This is a genomic window from Ralstonia sp. 24A2 (assembly GCF_051783885.1).
Lineage (GTDB): Bacteria > Pseudomonadota > Gammaproteobacteria > Burkholderiales > Burkholderiaceae > Ralstonia.
In genome coordinates, this window is the sequence record NZ_JBPVZD010000003.1 from 722,490 (window position 1) to 744,657 (window position 22,168).

The 22,168-nt window shown below is 63.2% G+C and carries 19 protein-coding genes; 9 read left to right on the forward strand and 10 right to left on the reverse strand.

Features of this window, described 5'->3' with window-relative positions; all coding sequences use genetic code 11:
- Positions 1 to 23 precede the first annotated feature (23 nt).
- The 4 genes from ACS13N_RS20745 (at position 24) to ACS13N_RS20760 (ending at position 3,757) form a co-directional block, all read left to right on the forward strand.
- Positions 24 to 1,106, forward strand: coding sequence for a DUF4272 domain-containing protein (locus tag ACS13N_RS20745; protein WP_438933491.1), 1,083 nt, complete (start codon positions 24 to 26; stop codon positions 1,104 to 1,106).
- 33 nt (positions 1,107 to 1,139) lie between these two features.
- A complete protein-coding gene (locus ACS13N_RS20750; RefSeq protein ID WP_438933492.1) occupies positions 1,140 to 1,748 on the forward strand; it encodes a DUF4291 domain-containing protein in 609 nt (202 codons plus the stop codon).
- 24 nt (positions 1,749 to 1,772) lie between these two features.
- Positions 1,773 to 2,696, forward strand: coding sequence for an ADP-ribosylglycohydrolase family protein (locus ACS13N_RS20755; protein WP_438933493.1), 924 nt, complete (start codon positions 1,773 to 1,775; stop codon positions 2,694 to 2,696).
- Between the two features lie 182 nt (positions 2,697 to 2,878).
- Positions 2,879 to 3,757, forward strand: coding sequence for a DUF2242 domain-containing protein (locus tag ACS13N_RS20760; protein WP_438933494.1), 879 nt, complete (start codon positions 2,879 to 2,881; stop codon positions 3,755 to 3,757).
- 30 nt (positions 3,758 to 3,787) lie between these two features.
- Here ACS13N_RS20760 and ACS13N_RS20765 read toward each other — a convergent pair whose 3' ends face one another.
- Positions 3,788 to 5,218 (reverse strand): HD domain-containing phosphohydrolase, encoded by a 1,431-nt coding sequence (locus ACS13N_RS20765; protein WP_438933495.1) that lies wholly within the window; start codon positions 5,216 to 5,218, stop codon positions 3,788 to 3,790.
- A gap of 118 nt (positions 5,219 to 5,336) precedes the next feature.
- Positions 5,337 to 6,740 (reverse strand): ATP-binding protein, encoded by a 1,404-nt coding sequence (locus ACS13N_RS20770; protein WP_438933496.1) that lies wholly within the window; start codon positions 6,738 to 6,740, stop codon positions 5,337 to 5,339.
- A 504-nt stretch (positions 6,741 to 7,244) separates the two neighbouring features.
- Here ACS13N_RS20770 and ACS13N_RS20775 point away from each other — a divergent pair.
- A complete protein-coding gene (locus ACS13N_RS20775) occupies positions 7,245 to 9,014 on the forward strand; it encodes a histidine kinase (RefSeq protein WP_438933497.1) in 1,770 nt (589 codons plus the stop codon).
- 67 nt (positions 9,015 to 9,081) lie between these two features.
- Here ACS13N_RS20775 and ACS13N_RS20780 read toward each other — a convergent pair whose 3' ends face one another.
- Positions 9,082 to 9,855, reverse strand: coding sequence for an SDR family oxidoreductase (locus ACS13N_RS20780; protein WP_438933498.1), 774 nt, complete (start codon positions 9,853 to 9,855; stop codon positions 9,082 to 9,084).
- A 114-nt stretch (positions 9,856 to 9,969) separates the two neighbouring features.
- Here ACS13N_RS20780 and ACS13N_RS20785 point away from each other — a divergent pair, with 114 nt between their 5' ends.
- A complete protein-coding gene (locus ACS13N_RS20785; RefSeq protein WP_438933499.1) occupies positions 9,970 to 10,869 on the forward strand; it encodes a LysR family transcriptional regulator in 900 nt (299 codons plus the stop codon).
- A 22-nt stretch (positions 10,870 to 10,891) separates the two neighbouring features.
- Here the strand turns inward: ACS13N_RS20785 and ACS13N_RS20790 are convergent, their stop codons facing one another.
- The 6 genes from ACS13N_RS20790 to ACS13N_RS20815 form a co-directional block, all read right to left on the reverse strand.
- The gene (locus tag ACS13N_RS20790) at positions 10,892 to 11,491 is read right to left on the reverse strand and encodes a GNAT family N-acetyltransferase (protein ID WP_438933500.1); all 600 of its coding nucleotides are present in this window, start codon (positions 11,489 to 11,491) and stop codon (positions 10,892 to 10,894) included.
- 38 nt (positions 11,492 to 11,529) lie between these two features.
- Positions 11,530 to 12,204 (reverse strand): hypothetical protein, encoded by a 675-nt coding sequence (locus tag ACS13N_RS20795; protein WP_438933501.1) that lies wholly within the window; start codon positions 12,202 to 12,204, stop codon positions 11,530 to 11,532.
- Positions 12,205 to 12,330: 126 nt separating this feature from the next.
- Complete coding sequence (locus tag ACS13N_RS20800) at positions 12,331 to 13,737, reverse strand: ATP-binding protein (RefSeq protein WP_438933502.1); 1,407 nt, start codon at positions 13,735 to 13,737, stop codon at positions 12,331 to 12,333.
- On the reverse strand, positions 13,734 to 14,396 hold the full coding sequence (locus tag ACS13N_RS20805; RefSeq protein WP_438933503.1) for a response regulator: 663 nt from the start codon (positions 14,394 to 14,396) through the stop codon (positions 13,734 to 13,736). The genes ACS13N_RS20800 and ACS13N_RS20805 overlap by 4 nt, the downstream gene beginning before the upstream one ends.
- 309 nt (positions 14,397 to 14,705) lie before the next feature.
- Entirely contained in the window at positions 14,706 to 16,235 is a 1,530-nt protein-coding gene (locus ACS13N_RS20810) for an FAD-dependent monooxygenase (protein WP_438933504.1), read from the reverse strand.
- 271 nt (positions 16,236 to 16,506) lie between these two features.
- A complete protein-coding gene (locus ACS13N_RS20815) occupies positions 16,507 to 16,944 on the reverse strand; it encodes a hypothetical protein (protein WP_438933505.1) in 438 nt (145 codons plus the stop codon).
- 231 nt (positions 16,945 to 17,175) lie between these two features.
- Here ACS13N_RS20815 and ACS13N_RS20820 point away from each other — a divergent pair, with 231 nt between their 5' ends.
- A complete protein-coding gene (locus ACS13N_RS20820; protein WP_438933506.1) occupies positions 17,176 to 17,745 on the forward strand; it encodes an isochorismatase family cysteine hydrolase in 570 nt (189 codons plus the stop codon).
- A gap of 30 nt (positions 17,746 to 17,775) precedes the next feature.
- Here ACS13N_RS20820 and prpR read toward each other — a convergent pair whose 3' ends face one another.
- Positions 17,776 to 19,740: a propionate catabolism operon regulatory protein PrpR gene (prpR, locus tag ACS13N_RS20825; protein ID WP_438933507.1), complete on the reverse strand. Its 1,965-nt coding sequence runs from the start codon at positions 19,738 to 19,740 to the stop codon at positions 17,776 to 17,778.
- A 194-nt stretch (positions 19,741 to 19,934) separates the two neighbouring features.
- Here prpR and prpB point away from each other — a divergent pair, with 194 nt between their 5' ends.
- Positions 19,935 to 20,843, forward strand: coding sequence for a methylisocitrate lyase (prpB, locus tag ACS13N_RS20830; RefSeq protein ID WP_438933508.1), 909 nt, complete (start codon positions 19,935 to 19,937; stop codon positions 20,841 to 20,843).
- 32 nt (positions 20,844 to 20,875) lie between these two features.
- Complete coding sequence (gene prpC, locus ACS13N_RS20835) at positions 20,876 to 22,045, forward strand: bifunctional 2-methylcitrate synthase/citrate synthase (protein WP_438933509.1); 1,170 nt, start codon at positions 20,876 to 20,878, stop codon at positions 22,043 to 22,045.
- Positions 22,046 to 22,168 lie beyond the last annotated feature (123 nt).

Here is a 22,168-nt window from a genome sequence, read left to right on the forward strand (position 1 = left end):
AATCCACCGGCGCAGGAAACCGCATGCTCAACCGACTCAAAACCCTGCTTGGCGGCGCCAAACCCGCGCCCGCTGATGTACTCCTGGTCAACGCCTACAGCACCCTGACCACGCTGCCCGCGATCGACTTCCCGCACCACGTGCAAGGCCAGCGAGACCTTGGCGATCCGGAACTCAAGCCGCATCTGGATGGCTTCATTGGCTACGTGCTCAGCCGTGGCGACGGCCAGATGACCCGCACGCGCTATCACCTGATGCGGCACCTGCAGCGCGTGCAGCAGCACCTGAGCCTGTCGATCTCGGCAGCAGACCATGCAGCGTTCTCGCGCTGGGCAGAACAGGCGAACGCAGTGGCGTTCATGGAGGATGGCAGCGTGCGCGACCCACAGGGCCGGATTCTGCTCAACGGTGCCGGGCAGCAGGACGCGGAGGCACAGGTGCCCTATCCGCAGTCAGCATGGCAACGCAAAGCGCGCAGCGAAGCACTGCTGGCCGAGCATGGCATTCGTGTGGCGAGCAGCCTGCCGCCGCTGGTGAGTGAGCCCGAATTGCAGTTGCGTCCGGCGGCCGAGGTAGCCGGCCGTGTCATGGCACTACTGGCCGTGGCGGCGCGGGCGGAAAGCCTGAATGATCCCAACAGCAAGCCGCTCACGATTGACGCACTCCGGCAACGGCTGGCCCCCGCGTTCTCCTATCTCTCGCCACGTGAGCAGGCATACCTGCAGGATGACGCACCTGAAGAAAAAGCCACCATCCAGATGGTCTGGCGTTACGAAAGCCTGGCGTTGCTCGAATGGGCGCTTGGCCTTCTGCCGGAGCTACCGTTTCCCACCGGTATTTGCGACGTGCCGCAGGTCGCGCGGAATGTGCTGGACATCGCCTCAGAAGATTGGCCGGCCAAGGCGCAGTTGCGCCCGGCTGCAGAGATCCTCGACGCGCTGGACTTGCACTACCGCCTGCACTGGATCAAACGAGAAGCGGAACTGGGCCGGCAAGCGTTGCCCGATGGCCTGGTGCCAGGCGCCATCCTCGAACGGCATTACGCGCTCAATTGGTTGGTGCGGTTCGAGAATGCGGATTGGGATGAGGTGGATACACCGACCTGACGGGGCACACTCCCATGCCCAACTGAAGAACCTATGCAATATCAATCGTATCTGGAACAACTCCAACACTGGCCCAACACGGGCCAACACATCATGGCGCAGTACGACGCAGATTCGATCTACGTCTACCAAGCCTACAAACCATCGATTGCCGAGTACGCCGTCGCACACCAAGCATTTGGCGGCGACTTCAGCTTTAGCCGCATGAGCTGGATCAAGCCGAACTTCCTCTGGATGATGTTCCGCGCCGGCTGGGCAACCAAGGAAGGCCAGGAGCGCATCCTCGCCATTCGATTGCCGAGAACATTCTTCGACGAGTTGCTGCGCACTGCGGTGGCATCATCGTTTGCCGCATCCGACTGCGCAACAGAAGAGGCGTGGCGTGCGCAAGTCACGCACTCCGATGTCCGCCTTCAATGGGACCCAGACCACGATCCGACCGGGCGCCCAATCGAGCGTCGTGCCATCCAGCTCGGCCTGCGCGGCCGCACGCTGGAACGGTTTGGGCGTGAAATGCTGTTGTCGGTGGAAGACATCACACCGTTTGTTGCTGAGCAACGAGAGAAAGCCATGGGGGATTTTCAAGGGCTGATCGTGCCGGTGGAAGCCCCCTATCTGCCAAACGCCTCCTCTGCAGGCTGACTCCACCCTAACAAGCGTCCGCACATGACAAATCTATCCCGCCAAACCCGCCTGCGCGGGGCCTTGCTCGGCCTGCTCGTTGGAGACGCCCTGGGTGTTCCGTACGAGTTTCACGGCGCAGCATCGATTCCCGCTCCAACCGAGATTGAGATGACGCCTCCGCCCGGCTTCGAGCGCGCTCACGCAGGCGTACCGTCCGGCACGTGGAGCGATGATGGTGCACAAGCGCTCGCGTTGCTTGATGCCTTGCTGCGCGATCCCTCACTGAATCTCGACACCTTCGCAACCAGTCTGCTGAACTGGTTCCAGCGCGGCGCATTCACGCCTGACGGCGAGGTTTTCGATATCGGTTTGCAAACGCGGCAAGCGTTCTACGCGCTTGGCAATGGCGCCAACCCGTCAGTTGCCGGCCCGAGTGGTGAGCGCGACAACGGCAACGGATCATTAATGCGATGCCTGCCCGTGACCATGGTGGCAACCTCCCGAGACGAGGCGATTCACCTTGCCCGCAAGCAGAGTCTGGTCACGCATGGGCACGTACGCTCCCAGCTCTGTTGTGCGCTCTATTGCCTGACGGCGATGGGCATTCTGGAAGGTCAGCCCGCAGCCGACGCGGTGCGAACGGCAGAAGACGAGTTGCTGGAACGCCATGCCGGTACCGCTGATGAGGCCGAACTGAAGATCGTGCTGGACGGACGCTTCGATGCACCGCAGGGGTCTGGATATGTAGTCGACAGCTTCTGGTCTGCCATCCATTGCCTGCTGTCAACGTATCGCTATGAAGACTGCGTGAAACGTGCGGTTGCGCTCGGCAACGACACAGACACGACCGCCTGCATTGCTGGTGGTCTGGCTGGGTTGCTGTATGGAGAGGTAGGCATTCCTGAACGCTGGCTGGTGGAATTGCGCGGTAGGACGATCGTTGACACGTGGCTGGCCAAGCTCTAGAGGCACCGCCATCGCCCCAAGGTGACCTGATAGCCACGCCCCCGGTCACCCAACAAACTTATAATGACGCCCGGCCACCCAAACCCACGTGGCCGCCAGCCAGCGTCGCGCACAAAACTTGCGCCGCACCCGCGATGGCACAGCACCGCACATCGCCAGGCCTTGCCCTTTTGACCCACACCATGCCCTACCGCTTCCGCCTGTTGTCCGCCTCGTGTGCAGTTGCCGCCCTGTTGTCGGCATGCAGCTCCGCGCCCACGCCGCTCTATCAGCAAGAGCAGTTCGATGCGGCGGCCAGCCCTTACGCGCGCACGTTCCACGCCAAGGCGGATGCCACGTGTGAGGCCGCGCGCCGCGCGCTGCTGAGCCAGGGGTATGTGTCGAGCTCGCCGCGCGCAGACACCATCGACGGCAGCAAGAATTTCCAGCCGAGCAATGACTCGCACGTGGTGATTGCCTTCCACGTGGTGTGTGCGGATGCCAATGCCGACGGCACGTCCAGCACGGCATATGTGAACGCGGTGCAAGACCGCTACTCGCTCAAGAAGACGAGCACATCGGCCAGCGTGGGGTTGAGCATCCTGGGCTCGGTGTCGCTGCCGATCGGCTCGGGCGACGATTCGATGGTGAAGGTGGCCAGCGAGACGATTCCGGCCGGTGTGTTTTACGAGCGCTACTTCAACCTGGTCGACCACTTCCTGAAGATCGACCCGGTACACCGTGACCGCGCGGCAGTGAAGGTGGCGGAGGCGGCAGCGAAAGAACACGTGGCCCCGCTGCCCGAACCTGCCCCCACGGCGCAGGGCGAGCCGATGAAGATGACCACGCCCGTGGTGCCGACGCCGCCCGCCCCGCCTGTGCCGGTGGCTGCACCCGCATCGGCTCCGGCCGCAACGCCGGCTGCCACACCTGCACCGGCCTCCGCGCCGGTTGCCACGCCGCCTGCACCGGAGCCCAAAGCGCATGCTGAACCCGCGCCCGCTTCTGCACCGGCAGTCACGGCACCGGCATCAGCACCCGCATCTGCACCGGCAGCGCCAGTCACGGGCGGCGCAAACTGAGCACGGGCTGGCGCGTTCAGCCAGCCAATCTCAGGCATCGTGATAGATCACGATGGCGAAGGGCATGTCCTCGTGCGATTCAAAGCGCCGAATCTGCTCGATCTGGTGCGCGTTGATGACGCTGTCGCGGCCAATCAGCAACACGCCCCGGCGGGTCAGCAGATCGTCGGCCAGGCGCATCCCTTCACGCAGGTCAATCGAGCGGACTTGCTGCACCGGCGGCATGTCTTCCAACTCCTTGAGAACCGCGGCAAAGCGTACGACGACGAGTGGGTCGTAACGCAAGCCGGATTGGGCCTTGATCATCTCTGCCGCTTGTTCGGCACTGACGCGCTGCCTGACGATGCTACCCATCAGCAGGTCAACGTAGTCCCGTGCGAGTGCAACGATGCGCGAGCCGATGGAAATGCCCTCGCCCACCAGCCGGTCCGGCGTGCCGCGCCCGTTGTAGCGCTCGTACTGGTGCCGGATGATCTGCGCCACCTGTGCAAGCTGCGGCACCGCCGTCAGCACCATCTGCGCGCGCAAGGGGTGCTGGTGATACAGCTTGCTCTCTTCGGGGCTCAACCGATCGAGCGACCGGTTGAGCAGATTGTCCGGTAGCGAAAGCTTGCCAATGCCATGCAGCAGCCCGGCGTAGAAGATGTCCTGCACCTGCAGCCCCGTCAGCCCATAGGCTTGGGCGACGCGGCGTGCTATGTCGCCCACCCGCATCGATTGCCCGCCCACGGCGCCGCAACGCAACTCGATCATGCTGGCGCACACCTGGACCATGTTGGTGAAGTTGCGCTTGAGGTCGCGTTGCGCATCCTCCAGAAACATCAGCGTCTGGCGAATCTCTTCGGTACGTGCCACCACCTCGGTTTCCAGCCCTGCGTTCATCTGCTGCAACCGCTCGTTCTGCTGCTGCGTGAGGGTGGTGAGCCTAGCGGTCTCGCGGGTCAACGTGCGCTGCTCAAGGGCCTGCTGAAGCGTCATCAGCAGGTCTTGGTCGTCCCAGGGCTTGTTGAGGTAGCGGTAGACGCCGCCTTCATTGATGGCCCGCACTGCGGAGTCGATCTCGGAATAGCCCGTGAGCAGGATGCGCACCGTGTCCGGATACGCTGCACGCGCCTTGGACAGAAACTCGGCCCCGTTCATGTTGGGCATGCGCATGTCCGAGATGATGAGATCGACCGGATTCACTGCCAGCAGTTCGAGACCGGCGGTGCCGCTTTCCGCGGTCAATACCCGGTAGCCGGTAGGACGCAGCAGGCGCCGCAGCGCCGACAGAACACCCGGTTCGTCATCAACGAGGAGCACCATCGGCGCCAGCGCGGGGCGCGCGGCAGGAGGGCACGGTGCAGCTTGCTGATCGGCCTGGGCGGCTTGGTCGGATTGGGGTTGTGGCACCTCCGGCGTGCCCGTATGTTCATCCCCAACCGTATCGGGGTGCGACGCTTCTGTTTCATAGACAGCCATATCGAACCTCCTTCTGCTGATGCAGCTTCACAGTGCCTGCAGGCACGGCTCAAGCGCACGCCCCATCTTGGGGATGACCGGGTCGGGCCGCCGCACTGGGCGTGCCATGCTGACCTCGCTAGGGTGCGTTGTTCGGGGCGGCGAGCATCGTGCTCGTCGCGTGTTGTTGGGCGACGCTGTCGGTGGCAGCCCGACGCTGCGGCAACGTGACCCGAAAGGTCGTGCCACGGCCTGGCGTGCTGCTCACATCGATGTGGCCACCGTGCGCGCTGACGATCCCGTAAGTCACCGATAGGCCCAGGCCGGTCCCCTGCCCGATCGGCTTGGTGGTGAAGAACGGATCGAAGATGCGCTTGAGGTTTTCCGGTGGGATGCCGCAGCCGGCGTCGATCACTTCAAACCAGATCTGGCCAGCATCGCCGCCATTGAAGCCGGTACGAATGGTGATGGTGCCTCGCTCGTCCCCGTTCCTGCGGCGGTGCTTGTACGACTGCGCGGCATTGACCACCAGGTTGAGCACCACCTGACTGATCTGCGAGGGAATGCAGTGCAGTGGCGGTACGTCGCCAAATTCACGGATCAGCTCGGCCTGATATTTGACTTCGTTCTGGGCGATGTTGAGCGTGGATTCAATGCAGCGGTGGAGGTCTGCCTGCTCCCACTGGTGTGCACTATCGGCGCGGGAGAAATCGCGCAAATCGACCACGATCTCCCGAACCCGCTGCAGGCCTTCCCTCGATTCGGTCAGCAGCACCGGCGTATCCATGACGAGGTAATCAAAGTCTGCCGCTTGTGCCAGGTCTACCAGTTGGGTGTCGAGTGTGGGGTGTGCCTCGACCGCCAGCTTCTGCACATCGCGCGCATAGGTAATCAGCGTTTGGAGATAGCGCTCCAGCGCGTTCAGGTTCGACAGCACAAACCCAACGGGATTATTGATCTCGTGCGCGATCCCCGCGGCCAATTGACCAATGGCGGCCAATTTTTCAGATTGCAGCAGTTGTTGATGCGCTTGTGCGAGCTGCTCATTCAGGGCCGACAGCTGCAGATTGCGCAGGGTCAGTTCTGCCAGCGCATCGGTGGCGATTTTCTCGCGTTTGCGCAACTCGCCGACGGCGAGGCTGATATCGGTCGCATCAATCAACGTCACACCCACGGCAATCACGGTACCGTTGCCATCGTCAATGGGAATGAAACTGCAGTTCTGCCGCATCGAATCGATGACGTCCGTCATCGGCGGAGTCGGGCTGAAGCGAAATACGTACGGACGGTGCTCCCAGGAGGTATAGGTGGTGACGCCCTCGATAAACACAGCCTCGATTTTCTTGCGCAGCCACTTTTCGGGCAGCTCCGGAAACAGGCTGAACAGACTCTGCCCGATAACCTCTTCGCCGGCGCGGCCGCTGTGCATTTGCATGAAGCGGTTCCAGCTCAGAACGCGCATGTCGCGATCGACCGAAAACACCCCGCAGTTGACGAGATCAACGATCGCTTCGGACAGTTCCGTTTCGGTGATGTGCGTCATGAGCAGCGGAGAGGTGATGTGGATTGAACTCTGCCTTATGCCTGGGAATCACGCGCTGATAACGTCATTAACGACGGTCTTTTACAAAGCATCATACGTATCCCCCCCTAGTGCCAGAATATTTTGTGGGAGGAGCGCATCTGTTGTTCGCTGGAAAGGGTTTTCAAAATCTGCGAAGCCGTAGAAAACCAGCCTGCATGCCAACACTGGCTTGGTCGCACCGGAGCTGCCCGGAAAATGGTGACCACCGAATGAATGACACTGCACATAACCACCTACACCCCTTCGTCAAATGAATCTAAGCATTTATCCCCATGCAGAATCGAGGTCCTGCAGACGATATTGGCAATAAGGCGGATGGGATGGGAATCGGGAGGCACATGCGTGGCCTGATGCAACCGCAATGCACGGCTTTCCCAGAGGTGGACGACACGTCCGGCATCCTCGCCTGCACACCCGGATCGCCCGATCCTCAGCTTGCCGGCCCTGCAACAGGAGCCAACCATGCATGGCACGTACAACGTCTTGCTCGTTTCACTGTCGCTGGTGATTGCGACGTTGGCGTCCTATACGGCGCTCGAACTTGCCAGCCTCATCTCGCTGATGGAAAAACCCAAGCTCCGGCACATGTGGCTGGTTGCGGGTGCCACGGCCATGGGCATCGGCATCTGGTCGATGCACTTCGTGGGCATGCTGGCGTTTTCGCTGCCCGTTCCGCTCGGGTACGACTTCAGAATCACCCTGGCTTCTCTCGTCATCGCCATTCTCGTCTCGTACTTCGCGCTGCGCGTCGTCACGCTGACCAAGCTGACGCTGGCTCGCCTGGCCGCCGGCGGGGTGCTGATGGGCTTGGGCATTGCCGGCATGCATTACACGGGCATGGCCGCCATGCACATGCAGCCTGGCATCCAATACGATCCGGCGTTGTTTGCCGCGTCGGTTCTGGTTGCCATCGTGGCGGCGGCCGCTGCGCTGAGCATCGCGCACGCGCTCCGCGCGGTTGAACGCCGGCATCTGATCATCAAACGGATCGTGGCCGCCATCATCATGGGCGGGGCCATCACCGGGATGCACTACACGGGCATGGCGGCCGCCCATTTCGCCCCTGGTGCCATCTGCGGTGCAGCCCATGGCATCAACACACAGTGGCTGGCGACCACCATTGCAATGTTCACGCTCGGCATCCTCACCGTCACGTTGATGGTGTCGCGCTTTGATGCTCGCACCACCCTGCTGCAAGGCATGGCCGTCACGCTGGAGGAACAGGTGCAGGACCGCACCCGCAAACTGGAAGCCATGCTGCGGGAGTACGAGCGCACCACCCATATGCTCGAACGCATGCGCCGCAAGATGGCGCAGGAAATCGAGGAGCGCAAGCAGGCACAGGCGCGCCTGGAGCAAGAGAAAGAAGAACAGCGAAAACTGATCCACCAGCTTGAGGAGGCGCACGTGCAACTGCTGCAGTCGGAAAAGCTGGCCTCCATTGGTCAGCTTGCGGCAGGCGTGGCGCATGAGATCAATAATCCGATCGGCTTTGTGCATGCCAATCTCAACACCCTGAAGCGATGGGTGCAGGGCCTGCTCCAGGTCATTTCCGCCTACGACCAGGTGCGTGGCCAACTGGACGAAGACGCGCAATCCAGCCTGGCCGCAAGTCGGCAGCGCGCAGATCTCGACTACGTGAGCGACGACATCCTCCCGCTGATTGACGACTCGCTGGAAGGCTCCATGCGCGTACGCCGCATCGTTCAGGATCTGCGGGATTTCTCGCGGCCGGGAAGTGAGGCATGGGAGCTCTCAGACCTGCATGCCGGTCTTGAGAGCACGCTGAACGTGATCCACAACGAGATCAAGTACAAGGCAACGGTGGTGCGGGCGTATGGCGAGTTGCCGAGTGTGGAGTGCATCCCATCGCAGCTCAATCAGGTCTTCATGAACCTGCTGCTGAACGCCGCCCAGGCCATTCCGGAGCATGGTGTGATCACCATTGGCTCACGCAGCGGCAACGGCTGGGTATCGGTCGAGATTGCGGATGACGGCATCGGGATGCCGCCCGAGGTGGTCAGCCGGATCTTTGATCCGTTTTTCACCACCAAGCCCGTTGGCCAGGGCACGGGGTTGGGGCTCTCGGTCTCTCACGGCATTGTGAAACGCCATGGCGGCCGCATTGAGGTGATCACCCACCCCGGGCAGGGGACGACGTTTGTCGTCACCCTTCCCGTATTGCGCAAGACCGACGAGACGGCCACGCAGACCGCCGATTGCTTAGCCTGAAGCGGCACACACTGAGGCGAGTGGAGGCCTGCAGTCTTTGCAGCGCGGTGGCCGATTGCCGCTCGGCTTACTTGGTGGTGTACCCACCGTTGATCAGCAGCGTCTGACCGGTGATCCACCAGCCATCACTCACCAGATGGCGGATAAAGGGCACGACGTCTTGAATGTCGGTCAAACCCGTCTTGCTGAACGGCGATAGCGCCGCCGCGCTCTGGTGATAGGCCACTGCATCCGCACCTTCGGCCGGATAGAAGAACGGCGTATCCATCGGGCCCGGGCCCACAGCCGTGACCGAGATGCCGCGTGCGCCATACTCCTTGGCCGCCGCACGGGTGAAGTGCTCGACCGGCGCCTTGGTACCCGCATACGCCGCATAGAACGGCGTGAAGGCACCCAGCAGCGAGGTGACCAGCGTCACGATCTTGCCGTTGTCGTTCACATGCTTGCCCGCCTCTTTGAGGAAGAAGAAGGCGGACTTGCTGTTGACCGCCGTCATCTCGTCGTACTCGGCTTCCGAGATCTCCACGAACGGTTTCTTGAGCACCTTGCCCACGGTGTTGATGGCAATGTCGGGCCGGCCCACGGCGGCCACCGCGTCGGCGAAGAGCTTTTCTACTGCGCCGGCCGTGGTCAGGTTGGCTTGCAGGGCGACGGCCTTGGCGCCGGCCTGTTCGACGGCGGCCACGGTGGCATCGGCGTCGGCCTTGGTGGCGGCGCTGTTGTAGTGGATGGCCACCGCCTTGGCGCCGTGAGCGGCCAGATCTCGGGCGATAAGCCCGCCCAGGTTCTTGGCGCCACCGGCAATCAGAACCACTTTGCCTTCAATGCTGTGCTTGGACATGTCAGACCTCCAGGTCAGGGTAAGGGGGTTGCCAAGCACTGTAATCAGCCAGTTTGGATGGATAAACTAAGCAGATTGAGATGAACTATCCATGATTCACTACCAATCACACCCATGGACCGGATCGACCAACTGCGCATCTTCATCCGCGTGGCACATAGCGGCGGCTTCACCCTGGCGGCCGATCAGCTGGGGGTGCCTCGGCCCACGGTGTCGCTGGCCATCCAGCAACTGGAATCGCGTCTGGGCGTGCGGGTGTTCAACCGCACCACGCGGCGCGTGAGCCTGACGCAAGACGGCGAAGCCCTGCTCGACCGCGCCATCGCCCTGGTGGCCGACAGTGAAGAACTCGAACAGCAGTTCCGCCCGCAGGGCGCGACGCTCAGCGGACGCTTGCGTGTGGACATGCCCAGCCGCATTGCGTGTCGCCTCGTCGCCCCTGCCCTGCCGACGTTCTTTGCGCGCCACCCCGACGTGACGGTAGAGCTGGGCTCCAGCGATCGCGCCATCGATCTGGTGCACGAAGGCATCGACTGCGCGCTGCGCGTGGGCGAGCTGTCGTCCAGCAGCCTGGTTGCACGGCCCTTGGGGGTGCTGCGGATGATCCACTGCGCGAGCCCTGCCTATCTCGCGCAGCACGGCCTGCCGCAATCGCCGGAAGACTTGGGCCGGCATCATGCAGTGAATTACGCCTCGCCCACCAGCGGTCGCATTGCGCCGTGGGAGTGGCTGAAAGACGGCACGCTGCAGACCACGCAGATGGAAGGTCTGGTCGCCGTCAACAATGCAGAGACCTACATCGCCTGCTGTCTGGCCGGGCTGGGGATGATTCAGATTCCCGCGTTTGACGTGCAAGAACACCTGGCGGCAGGTGAGCTGGTGGAGGTGCTGCAGGCGTGGCCTGTGCCTTCGATGCCGGTGCAACTGGTGTACCCGCACCGGCGCCATCTGTCTCGGCGCATGCAGGCGTTTGGTGAGTGGGTGGCGGAGGTGTTGGCACCCTGCCTGGCGTAGCGCGCCGGCCGCTCCCCACCGGCTATCGCGCGAGCCGTGCCTCCAGCATGGCCTTCACCTCCGGCCACTCGGTATCGATGATGCTGAAGCGCACCGAGTTGCGCTTTCGGCCATCGGGCATGATGCGCTCATGGCGGACGATGCCCTCTTGCTTGGCGCCGATGCGCAGAATCGCCGCCCGGGATTTTTCGTTCAACTCGTCGGTGGTGAACTGCACGCGCACGCACTGCATGACTTCAAACGCGAACGTCAGGAGCAGCAGCTTGGCCTCCGTGTTGATGCTCGACCGCTGGGCCGACTGGCTCAGCCACGTGTGCCCGATTTCGAGCTTCCGGTTGGTGCGGTCGATCTTCCAGAAGCGCGTGCTGCCGATGATCTGGTTGGACGCACGCCGGAGGATCACAAACGGCATGACGGTGCCGGCCTGGCGCCCTTGCAGTGCCGTCGCAACGTAGCCATCCACCGTCTCCGGCCCCGGAACCACCGTCACCTTCAAGTTCCAAAGTTCGCCATCCGCCGCTGCCATGACGAGTGCCGATGCATGGTCTGTCAGCAGGGGACGGAGTTCGACGTTGGCGCCAACCAGCGTCGGTTGCAGGTTGTCGGGCTTGGGGGCGGTCATGGTTGTTCAGCGTGCGCAGGCGGAGACCACATGATCGCCTATCCGATACCCGTCTCGGAAAGCGTGGCCGTTTTGGGTGCCGCAAGCGCCGTCTCAAAACTGTCGGCCAGGCGCAGGATGGCAAGCGCGGTCAGCCGCCCGAAGAGTGCGTCGTAGTCCTTCTCGTATTTGTGCAGCAGACGCGTGCAACTGGGGTCTTCCCACAGCCAGCCCAGCTTCTTGCGCGTCGTGTTCATGTGTGCGCGCGCGTCGTCCGGCACGTCACCCAGGGCGTCTTCCCATTCCCACAGGTAGCTGGGCGCGGCTGTGCGGGTGAACGGCACACCGAGCAGATTCGCGACCTGCTCGTCATGTCTGGCCGTAAAGTCGACGATCTCCACGCGGGACCGGTTTGGCGCGCAATTTGGTGCATTGGCGTGCAGGGCTTGAATCCAGCAGTGGTATTCCTTGAGCTCCGACAGTTTGCGCACCGTGCGCCGCGCCGCCCTGGAAGGGTTCAGCACCACATAGCGGCCGCTGCCGCAGTCGATCAACTCGCCACCGGCAACGGCCACATAGGTGTGACCGGTCAGCAATGTCAGCACCCGCGCGCCAACGATTGCGTAGTCACCGCATCGCCCGATCGGCCCCGCTTCGAGTCCGGAACTGGACGCGGCCTCTTCCAGAATCGAATTGATGGTCTGGTCGATCAGCGACCGCAGAACGGTTGGCACCGGTGTAGGGAGTATCGGTGCGGAAGAAGATGTGGCTTGCATTGACTGATCGACGTAAATGAATGAAATGCGATGCCGCGCGTGTGGCATGCCCCCTGTCTGTAGGTGTCCCTAGCGCGCGTGCAGCTACCGAGACAGTATCTCGGCTGCGTCCTGAACGTGCCGCCGTGCGGCCGTGTCCGCGGACAGCGATTCCGCGGTTTTCCGATCTACCGGTGGAAACGCAACGGTGACGACAAGACCATGGCCCGCCGGATTGTCGCTCAACACAACGGTGGCCCGGTGGCGCTCCGCAATATTCTTGACGATGGCGAGGCCCAGACCGCTACCGACCGTCGTGGCGTCGACCAATCGATAGAAGCGGTCGAACACGCGCTGGCGCTCCTGCCACGGAATGCCGGGGCCAGTATCCACCACGCGCCATGCCGGCGCATCGTCGATCCACAGCGCGACGACGTCCACGCGGCCGCCCGGCGCCGTATAGCGCACGGCGTTATCGACAACATTGCTGAGCAGCGTGCGCAGGCCGTCTTCGTCCCCTTGAACCCGGGAGGGGGCCTCTGCCATTGCATCCAGCGTCAGCGTAATGTCTTTGCTCTCTGCCAGCGGGACAAGATCGGCCACCACCTGGTGCGCGAGCTTTGTCAGGTCGACGGGGCGCATGTCTGCGTCTTGCAAGCCGCGCTCGTGACGCGCCAAGGTCAACAGCTGCAGAACCAGATGGGTCGCGCGGTCAAGACGGGCATGCAGCTTGGCGAAGGCTTTCACACGCTGCTCGTCGGTTTGCACGCGCTCGGCCAACTGCAGTTGCAGCTTCAGCGTGGTCAACGGTGAGCGCAGTTCGTGCGCGACTTCTGCCGTGAACGCCTGCCGCCAGGTCAGCTCGCGATCCAGGCGCTTCATCAGGTTGTTCAACGCATCGACGATCGGGCCCATTTCGCGCGGCAGCGCGCGCATCTCCACCGGCTCCAGCGCACTGGGCCCGCGTTGCTCGATGGATTCCGCCGTGCGGCGCAACGGCGCCAGGCCGCGATGCACGGCAAACCAGATGATGGCGGCCAGCATCGGGACCAGCACAAGAAACGGTGCCAGCGCCAGCCAGATCAGCCGCAGGCCCAGGGCCTTGCGAACAACGATCGGCTGCGCAACCTGAACGAATTGTCCCGAGCGGGCCTCGCCATACACCCGCCAGCGCTCGCCACGAAACGGTACGGTCTTCAGTCCGTCGTCGGGGTAGCGGGGCAAGGTGATTGCCGGACGCGACGAGTAGCTCAGCTTGCCACTGGCGTCCCAGACCTGCACGACGATGCCGTCGTCCGGGTAGTCGCCCTCGTCGGCGTCGGGCTTGCCGGGCTCGGTGGCCAGCGGCGGCAAGTGGATCAGCAACGACCCTGCGATGTGCCTGAGCTGGTTGTTGAACAGCTGGCGGTTCTCTGCCCGCACAACGTTGTACAACAGGACGCCTGCGACGAATGTGCAGAGGAGCATGCCGCCGATCAGCCAGGCCAGGAGGTACCCCCGGATCGTCTTCATGGCGTCTGTGTCAGCTTGTAGCCGACACCCCGTACGTTCTTGATGAAGTCGCGCCCGAGTTTGCGGCGCAACGCGTGGATGTAGACCTCGACGGTATTGCTCTCGACGTCGGCATCCCAGTCGTAGAGCTTCTCTTTCAAGAGCTCGCGCGACACGACCTCGCCGCGCGCGTCCATCAGCACGAGCAGCAGGGCGAACTCCCGCTTGGAAAGGTTGAGCGGTTGGTCGCGAAGATGAACCTCGTGCGTACCGGGGTTCAGGCTGAGGCTGCCATACACGATCGTGACGGAGCGGCGGCCCGAGCGCCGGCGGAGCAAGGCACGTATGCGCGCCATGAGCTCGCCAAAATCGAAGGGCTTGATCAGGTAGTCGTCGGCACCGGCATCCAGTGTCATCACGCGGTCGGCAGGCGTGTCCCGTGCCGAGATGATCAGTGCCGGAATGTCGCCGCCCTGATCGCGATAGGCTTTCAGGACTTCGCTCCCGGAACGACCCGGCAGGCCCAGATCCAGCAGCAGCAGGTCATAGACCTGCTGGCGCAGGGCAAGCGCTGCGGCATCGCCGTCGCGCACCCAGTCCACCGCATAATTCTCTTGGCGCAACCCCTCTTCGAGGTCCTCTCCGATCATCGGATCGTCCTCGACCACCAGCAATCGCATGACGCCTCTCCCCCAAAATCCGAATGCTGTCGCGATCACTCTGGCGCGCTTTACATTGCGGCGGCACGGTCAGCCCACGTGGGGATCCGACCTGTTTTTGATTTGTTCGCCCTTGGAAATCGCTATGTCAGCGCTCCAGAGCCCACCCCGTAATAAAGCGTAACACTCCGTTCGTTAAGGAAAACTTAAAAATGCGCCCGGTATGGGCGTTCCGTAAGGAAGCTGTGGGCCCGCAGTTCGGGGCCATTGCGCCCCGAATCGCCCCGAATCGCCCCGAACTGCGGCATCAATCGCGATGGCCTGAATCGCTCAAACCGCACCAAACCATCGCAATGCGGCTTGCGTCAGCACCTGCTGGTCGGCTGCACCCTCTCCCGCCCAGGCGACGATGCCGTCAGGACGTACCAGCACAGCGGTCAGGCCAAGCCTGTCTTTGGCATCGCTTGCGATATAGGTGATGCGCTCTGGCCAGCGGCCCGCCAGTGCCTGCAGCGGTGCGCAAGCGTCGAAGTCCAGCAAGAGGCCTTTGCCGTTGCGCAGGCGTTCGCCAAGCCGAGTGCCGTCGGTGAGTGCGAAGTCAGGGGCGCTGCGGCCGACCAGCGGGTGGTTGCAGCCGCCGGCCATCTCGTAGCGCAGCGACAGGCCCCAGACATGATCCGCAAAGTAGGTCGCACCATCGCGCGTATCGATGAGATCGCGCAGGATGGCTTCGAGCGCCCGCGTGCTGCGGCTCGGCCGCATGAGCGCCACCTGCGCGCGTGACCAGTCCAGTATCTGCGCGCCCACCGGGTGCCGCTCCGCGCCATAGCTGTCGAGCAGACCGTCCGGCGCATCGCCGCGAATGGCTGCGGCGAGCTTCCATCCAAGATTCATGGCGTCGCCCAGTCCGAGGTTCAACCCCTGACCGCCCAGCGGCGAGTGAACGTGCGCGGCATCTCCGGCCAGCAGCACACGCCCGTTGCGATACGCCGTCGCCTGGAAGGCGCGGTCCGTCCATGTCGTCGCCAACTTGAGCGCCGTGACGGTGACACCGGTGCCAGCCACATGGCGCAGCACCCGCTGTACATGCTCCAGCGTGATCGGCTGGGTACGGTGGAACGCGCCGCCATCAAAATCCACCATGGCAATGGTGCCCGGCGGTTGGTACGTGAACATCCCTGTGGGCGTGTAGTGACGCCCTGGGGAAAGCGTGTGCGGCTCTGCCAGCTCCACCTCAACCGAATAGCCGGTGAACTCCGGTTCGGTGCCGGCGAATTCAAAACCAACCGCCTTGCGTACGGTGCTGCGTCCGCCATCGCAACCGACCAGCCAACGCCCGCGAAAGGTCTGGCTGCCGGCGCGCACGGCCACGTCTTCGGCCGCTTGCTCGACGCCATCCACACCGAGGCCTCGCAGGATCTGCACGCCCAGTACACCCGCTCGCGCAGCCAGGACGGATTCGATATGCGCCAGCTCGCATGCCACGTTGGTGCCAGCCGGACTGGGCAAGCGATACGGCCACGTTGTCGTGTCGATCCTGTCATGGAAAAACTGGATGCCCGCGAAATGGCCACCCGCGCCGCCGCGACGGTGGGGCTGTTGTGACCAGTGCGCGTGCGGCACTGTCGCGCGTTGCGGAGCGGTGATGTCATCCAGCAGACCGCGACGGTCAAAGGCCTCAAGCGTGGGCGAAGACAGCCCGCGCATCCCGAACGGGAGCTGCTTCAAGGACGAATGTGGATCTTCCGCTTGCTCCAGCACCAGCACCGAGAGGTGGGCGAGGCGCAGCTCGCAGGCGAGGAACAAACCAACTGGGCCTGCGCCGGCAATGACAACGTCGTAGAGGGGTAAATCGTGCATGAGCGACTCCGTGATGGTCGTTCGACCGGAGCAGTTCGATCTCTTGAGAACCGCACGGACGAACAGCAAACAACGCCTGGATGGCGTCGGTGTTCGTCGTGGGACTCATGCACGAGGCATGGACAGAGCTTCCGCTGAAGGCTTCTCAGGAAAGGACTTGGGCTGGACCACACCAAGTCTGCCTTTTTCGACTGGCGTGAATCTAGCGTCTGGGCTTTCAAACTGCAACACGGGGCGTGATGGTTCCGCTGATGATCGCCCCGCCGATCGATCACCCGCGCATGCGCAGCAGATCAGCGTACGAGACCAGTTTGCGTTTTCCCGGCCCCAGCGTTTTTCGTTTGGATTTGGAGGTAGGACGGGCGGGCTTGCTGCGCTCGAACTTGGCAGCGGCGCGCGCATCTTCCTTTGCGTGAATGCTTGCGGCCTTGGCTTCTGCCTTCAGGCGGTCCGCTTCCAGCTTGGCTGCCACGCGCTCTTCCCGGGCAACATCCTGCGCGGCCGACAGGATTTCGGCCTTGAGTTGATCACGCCGTTGCTTGGCAGCAAGCCGGGCCGCCTGCAGTTGCTCTTTCCTTTGCCGCAGCCAGTCTTTCCGGCTCACTGGCGCAGGCCTGGCTTCTGGCGGCACGCTCAGACGTAATGCCCTGCTGACGGCGGCCTTGTCCGTTTGCAGCGTGCGTCGCGCGTCGTGTTTCGCATCACTCACGGTGCTTCACTCTCCTCAACAGCACTTTCATGCTGCCCGTGCACCCGCCGTCTGTGCGTGTTCATGGGCAATATCTTTTCAACCGTACCATAGGACACGACATCGCGCCCAGATGGCGGCTATCGGCCGAATCGACGCAAAACCACCGTGCCTGGCTGCCTGAAATGTGAGCCAAGGATGCCGTGATAGAGTCGCCCATCACGCTCCACCGCCAACCTGCGCATCGAGACCATGCAAACTCCGACCCTTGTGCCGTCGCAAACTGCGCTGTTGGTCATGCACTATCAGACCGACATCATGGGGTTGTTTCCATCAGTCGCGCCCACGTTGCTCTCCAATACACGCACGCTGTGTGACGCCGCACGGGCCAAGGGCATCCGCGTCTATTTCGCCAAGTTCCACTTCAGCCCCGGCTATCCGGAAGTCAGTCCGCTGAACAAGAACGGGCAAGGCGTCAAGCAGCTCGGGCTGTTCGTCCACGACCAGATCTCCCCGGAACTCGGTCAGCAGGACGATGAACCGCTCATCATTGCGCACCGAGCCAGCGTGTTCTTTGGCACCGATCTGCAGGTGCGGCTTTCCGCGCAAGGCATCAATACCTTGCTCATGGTGGGCGTGGCATCAACGGGTGTGATGCTGTCGTCCATTGCGCATGCGAGCGATGCGGACTTCCACCTGTTCACCGTCAAGGATTGCTGCTACGACCCGGATCAGGTCGTGCACGATCATCTGTTTGCGACGGCGTTTGAGTCGCGCACGACGGTGCTTTCGCTGGCAGATGCCTTGCGGTTACTGGATTGATGCAACGATCCGATCCTGACGGGCGCCCGGTTAGCCCGCCTGCAACCGCCTCCACAACGTCGTCTTGCTGATGCCCAGCGCGGCGCACACAGCGTCGCGGTCGCCATCGTGCGCCGCGAGTGCGGCGCGTATCTCTTCGGCTTCCACCCCTCGGCTGCGCTCGCGCAACGTCAATGCCGGCGCCCTGCCGTGCGTGCCGTTGGCAAACACTTCCGGCGCAATCAGGCGCAGCACGTCTTGCGTGATGGTGCCTGCATCGGCGTCATCGGCGTGCGCCAGTTCCACGGCAATCCGCTCGACCACGCTCTGCAGCTCACGCACGTTGCCGGCCCAGCGGTAGTGCCGAAGCGGGTCAGCAACATGAGCCAGAACGTGGGCGGCAACGTCGGTATCGGGAATGCGCAGCAGCAGGCGCGGCTCTCGGCGTGCAGCCTGCACCAGCAACTCGGCGGCCAAGGGCATCACGTCATCGGGCCGCTCACGCAGCGGCGGCAATGCGATGCTGAGGATATTGAGACGGTAGTAGAGGTCTGCGCGAAAGGTGCCGGCCTCCACCGCATCGGTCAGCGCGCGGTGCGTGGCAGCCACCACGCGGATGTCCACACGCGTGGGCTCCGTGGAACCCAGCCGCACCACTTCGCGCTCTTGCAGCACACGCAGCAGGCGGCTTTGCAGCGGCAGCGGCATCTCGCCAATCTCGTCGAGGAACAGCGTGCCGCGGTGTGCAGCTTCAATCAGCCCGGTCTTGCCGCCCTTGCGTGCGCCGGTGAACGCGCCTTCTTCGTAGCCGAACAGCTCGCTCTCCAGCAGCGCTTCAGGAAAAGCGCCGCAGTTGATGGCGACAAACGGAAAATCGCGCCGCGCGCTGAGCTGATGCATGCCCTGCGCCACCATCTCCTTGCCGGTACCGGATTCGCCCAGCACGAGCACGGTGGCATCCGACTTTGCATAACGCCGCACCAGCGTACGCACACGCTCGATGGGGGCCGATTCGCCCACCAGATCATCCAGCCGGTAACGCGCGCTGAATTGCTGCGGGCGCTGGCGTGAGCGCAGCGTGCGGTCCAGCCGTTCCACCGCGCGGGACTCCTGGAAGGTGAACACGGTCCCCTCCGAAGCACCGGCCCCCGTGCTGGTGAGCGGGCCACGATGAATGACGTAGTTCACGCCGTGCACGGTGCCCAGCGTGTCCCCCTCGGCATCCGGCAGCAGGCCCAGCAGGTTGGGCGCGATGCTGAGCAGCGGCTGCCCGGCCGCCTGCTTGGCATCGATGCCCAGCGCCGTGGCCAGACGCTGGTTGATCGCCTCCACACGGCCTTGCGCGTCGAGTGCGACCACACCGTCGCGCAGATGCTGCAACAGGTTATCGAGCCGTTGGCGGCGCTGCGCTTCGCGGCGAGTGGCCTGTACGACTTCCAGCGCGGTGTCGAAAGCCGCGCGCACAGAGTCCCGCGAATACAGGAACACCGCGTTCATGCCGGCCTGCGTGGCCAGGTCCGTCACCAAACCGGGGCCGACCACCACGCCCACGCCCCGATCGCGCAGGTCCAGCACGCAGCTCTCTGCACCTTGGCGCGATGTGTAGGAGGCAAATACCACGTCCATGCCGTATGCGGCGACAAACCGGCGGACTTCGTCGGGCGTGTCGCCGTGGGTCACAAGTGCCACTGACTCTGCATCACCGGGTGACGTACGTCGGGCGCGGGCCAGCGCATGCATCACGTCAAAGCCGGTCGGGTTGATGACGACCACGGGCAGCGACAGACGCGGCTTCAGATACGCGCCATTGGAGCCGCCTGCGACCACCACGTCGGGGCGCTCAAGACCCGCCGCATCGATCTCGCGCACGATGTCTTCAAAACCGCGCGTGACGACGCGCAGCTCGGCGCGATCGTTGTACTCGGCGGCAATGTCGAGGAAGAGGTCGCTCAGGCGGCTGATGCCGCAGGCCCAGATGCGCGGGCGGCCAGCCTGATCGGCGGGGGTGGGGCTCATGGCGCAGTGCGAACAGCAGAAACGGCGGTCGGGTCATTATGCGCCCAGCATTTCCACATTGAAATTGAAAATTTCATTTTTGAAATGAAGTGCGCACGGGCGGCAAGATCACTTCCATACAAATCAACGGGTTACGCGGGGCGGCGGGGATGGCCCGCTTCCTGCAATAGGGGCCCATTCCTTCTGGAGCCCACATGAGCACAACCCAACGACACCTCACCAGCGCCGGCGCCAAGTTCCGCGCGGCCGTTGCCGAATCACAGTCAATGCGCCAGCCGCTGCAGGTGGTGGGCGCCATTACCGCCTACGCCGCCAAGATGGCCGAGCAGACCGGCTTCAAGGCGGTGTACCTGTCGGGCGGCGGCGTGGCCGCCAACTCGCTGGGCATACCGGACCTGGGCATCAGCACGATGGAAGATGTGCTGATCGACGCCCGCCGCATTACCGACGCCGTGCAGATCCCGCTGATGGTCGACATCGACACCGGCTGGGGCGGCGCCTTCAACATCGCACGCACCGTCCGCTCGTTCATCAAGGCAGGCGTGGCTGCCGTGCACATGGAAGACCAGGTCGGCCAGAAGCGCTGCGGCCATCGCCCGGGCAAGGAGGTCGTGCCCATCGAAGAAATGGTCGACCGCGTGAAGGCCGCCGTGGATGCCCGCACCGATGACGGCTTCGTCATCATGGCCCGCACGGATGCAGCCGCTTCGGAAGGTGTTGATGCAGCCATCGAGCGCGCCGTGGCCTACGTAGAAGCGGGTGCAGACATGATCTTCCCCGAAGCGATGAAGACGCTGGACGACTACCGCCGCTTCAAGGCCGCTGTAAAGGTGCCCATCCTGGCCAACCTGACCGAGTTCGGCAGCACGCCGCTCTTCACCACCGACGAACTGCGCAGCGCCGATGTCGACATCGCGCTCTACTGCTGCGGCGCCTATCGCGCGATGAACGCTGCGGCGCTCAACTTCTATCAAACCGTGATGCGTGACGGCACCCAAAAGGCCGCCGTGGAAACCATGCAATCGCGCGCCGATCTGTATCAGTATCTCGGCTACCACGCGTACGAAGACAAGCTCGACGCACTGTTCGCCGCACAGAAATAACACCACACACGAACCGACACAGGAGATTCCCCATGAGCGAAGCTGACAACAGCACCCCGAACGCCGGCGCCTTCAAGCCGAAGAAATCCGTGGCCCTGTCGGGCGTGACCGCCGGCAACACCGCACTGTGTACGGTCGGCCGCACCGGCAACGACCTGCACTACCGCGGCTATGACATCCTCGACCTGGCCGGTGCGTGCGAGTTTGAAGAAGTCGCCCACCTGCTGGTGCACGGCAAGCTGCCCAACAAGGCCGAACTGACCGCCTACAAGGCCAAGCTGAAGGCCCTGCGCGGCCTGCCCGCCAACGTGAAGGCCGCACTGGAATGGGTGCCCGCTTCTGCTCACCCGATGGACGTGATGCGCACGGGCGTGTCGGTGCTCGGCACCGTGCTGCCCGAGAAGGACGACCACAACACCCCCGGCGCACGCGACATCGCTGATCGCCTGATGGCCTCGCTCGGCTCGATGCTGCTGTACTGGTACCACTACAGCCACAACGGCAAGCGCATCGAAGTCGAAACGGATGACGACTCCATCGGCGGCCACTTCCTGCACCTGCTGCATGGCGTGGAGCCGTCCAAGTCGTGGGTGGATGCGATGCACGTATCGCTCAACCTGTATGCGGAACACGAGTTCAACGCCTCGACGTTCACCGGCCGCGTGATTGCCGGCACGGGCTCGGACATCTACTCGGCCATCACCGGCGCCATCGGCGCGCTGCGCGGCCCGAAGCACGGCGGCGCCAATGAAGTCGCCTTCGAAATCCAGAAGCGCTACGACACCCCGGACGAAGCCGAAGCCGACATCCGCCGCCGCGTGGAAGCCAAGGAAGTCGTGATCGGCTTCGGCCACCCGGTGTACACCGTGTCCGACCCGCGCAACAAGGTCATCAAGGAAGTCGCGCGCAAGCTGTCGAAGGAAGCGTCCAACACCAAGATGTTCGACATTGCCGAACGCCTGGAAACCGTCATGTGGGACATCAAGAAAATGTTCCCGAACCTGGACTGGTTCAGCGCCGTGTCGTACCACATGATGGGCGTGCCGACGGCGATGTTCACCCCGCTGTTCGTGATTGCACGTACGTCTGGCTGGGCCGCACACATCATCGAGCAACGCATCGACAACAAGATCATCCGCCCGAGCGCCAACTACACCGGCCCGGACGATCTGAAGTTCGTGCCGATCGGCAAGCGCGCATAGGGCATCAGCAGTAGGAAGTAAGCGGAGCGTCAACCCAAGCCCACCGACGGTTTGGCCGTTGACGTTCCTGCCCTAGATGGCGCCTTGAATTTTTGTAAGCGAGCGGAAAAAAGACGGGGAACT

What these genes read in the sequence shown, in the direction of transcription:
- ACS13N_RS20745 (WP_438933491.1), top strand. Translation starts at nt 24, where the DNA reads ATGCTCAACCGACTCAAAACCCTGCTTGGCGGCGCCAAACCCGCGCCC.
- ACS13N_RS20750 (WP_438933492.1), top strand. Translation starts at nt 1,140, where the DNA reads ATGCAATATCAATCGTATCTGGAACAACTCCAACACTGGCCCAACACG.
- ACS13N_RS20755 (WP_438933493.1), top strand. Translation starts at nt 1,773, where the DNA reads ATGACAAATCTATCCCGCCAAACCCGCCTGCGCGGGGCCTTGCTCGGC.
- ACS13N_RS20760 (WP_438933494.1), top strand. Translation starts at nt 2,879, where the DNA reads ATGCCCTACCGCTTCCGCCTGTTGTCCGCCTCGTGTGCAGTTGCCGCC.
- ACS13N_RS20765 (WP_438933495.1), bottom strand. Translation starts at nt 5,218, where the DNA reads ATGGCTGTCTATGAAACAGAAGCGTCGCACCCCGATACGGTTGGGGAT.
- ACS13N_RS20770 (WP_438933496.1), bottom strand. Translation starts at nt 6,740, where the DNA reads ATGACGCACATCACCGAAACGGAACTGTCCGAAGCGATCGTTGATCTC.
- ACS13N_RS20775 (WP_438933497.1), top strand. Translation starts at nt 7,245, where the DNA reads ATGCATGGCACGTACAACGTCTTGCTCGTTTCACTGTCGCTGGTGATT.
- ACS13N_RS20780 (WP_438933498.1), bottom strand. Translation starts at nt 9,855, where the DNA reads ATGTCCAAGCACAGCATTGAAGGCAAAGTGGTTCTGATTGCCGGTGGC.
- ACS13N_RS20785 (WP_438933499.1), top strand. Translation starts at nt 9,970, where the DNA reads ATGGACCGGATCGACCAACTGCGCATCTTCATCCGCGTGGCACATAGC.
- ACS13N_RS20790 (WP_438933500.1), bottom strand. Translation starts at nt 11,491, where the DNA reads ATGACCGCCCCCAAGCCCGACAACCTGCAACCGACGCTGGTTGGCGCC.
- ACS13N_RS20800 (WP_438933502.1), bottom strand. Translation starts at nt 13,737, where the DNA reads ATGAAGACGATCCGGGGGTACCTCCTGGCCTGGCTGATCGGCGGCATG.
- ACS13N_RS20805 (WP_438933503.1), bottom strand. Translation starts at nt 14,396, where the DNA reads ATGCGATTGCTGGTGGTCGAGGACGATCCGATGATCGGAGAGGACCTC.
- ACS13N_RS20810 (WP_438933504.1), bottom strand. Translation starts at nt 16,235, where the DNA reads ATGCACGATTTACCCCTCTACGACGTTGTCATTGCCGGCGCAGGCCCA.
- ACS13N_RS20820 (WP_438933506.1), top strand. Translation starts at nt 17,176, where the DNA reads ATGCAAACTCCGACCCTTGTGCCGTCGCAAACTGCGCTGTTGGTCATG.
- prpR (WP_438933507.1), bottom strand. Translation starts at nt 19,740, where the DNA reads ATGAGCCCCACCCCCGCCGATCAGGCTGGCCGCCCGCGCATCTGGGCC.
- prpB (WP_438933508.1), top strand. Translation starts at nt 19,935, where the DNA reads ATGAGCACAACCCAACGACACCTCACCAGCGCCGGCGCCAAGTTCCGC.
- prpC (WP_438933509.1), top strand. Translation starts at nt 20,876, where the DNA reads ATGAGCGAAGCTGACAACAGCACCCCGAACGCCGGCGCCTTCAAGCCG.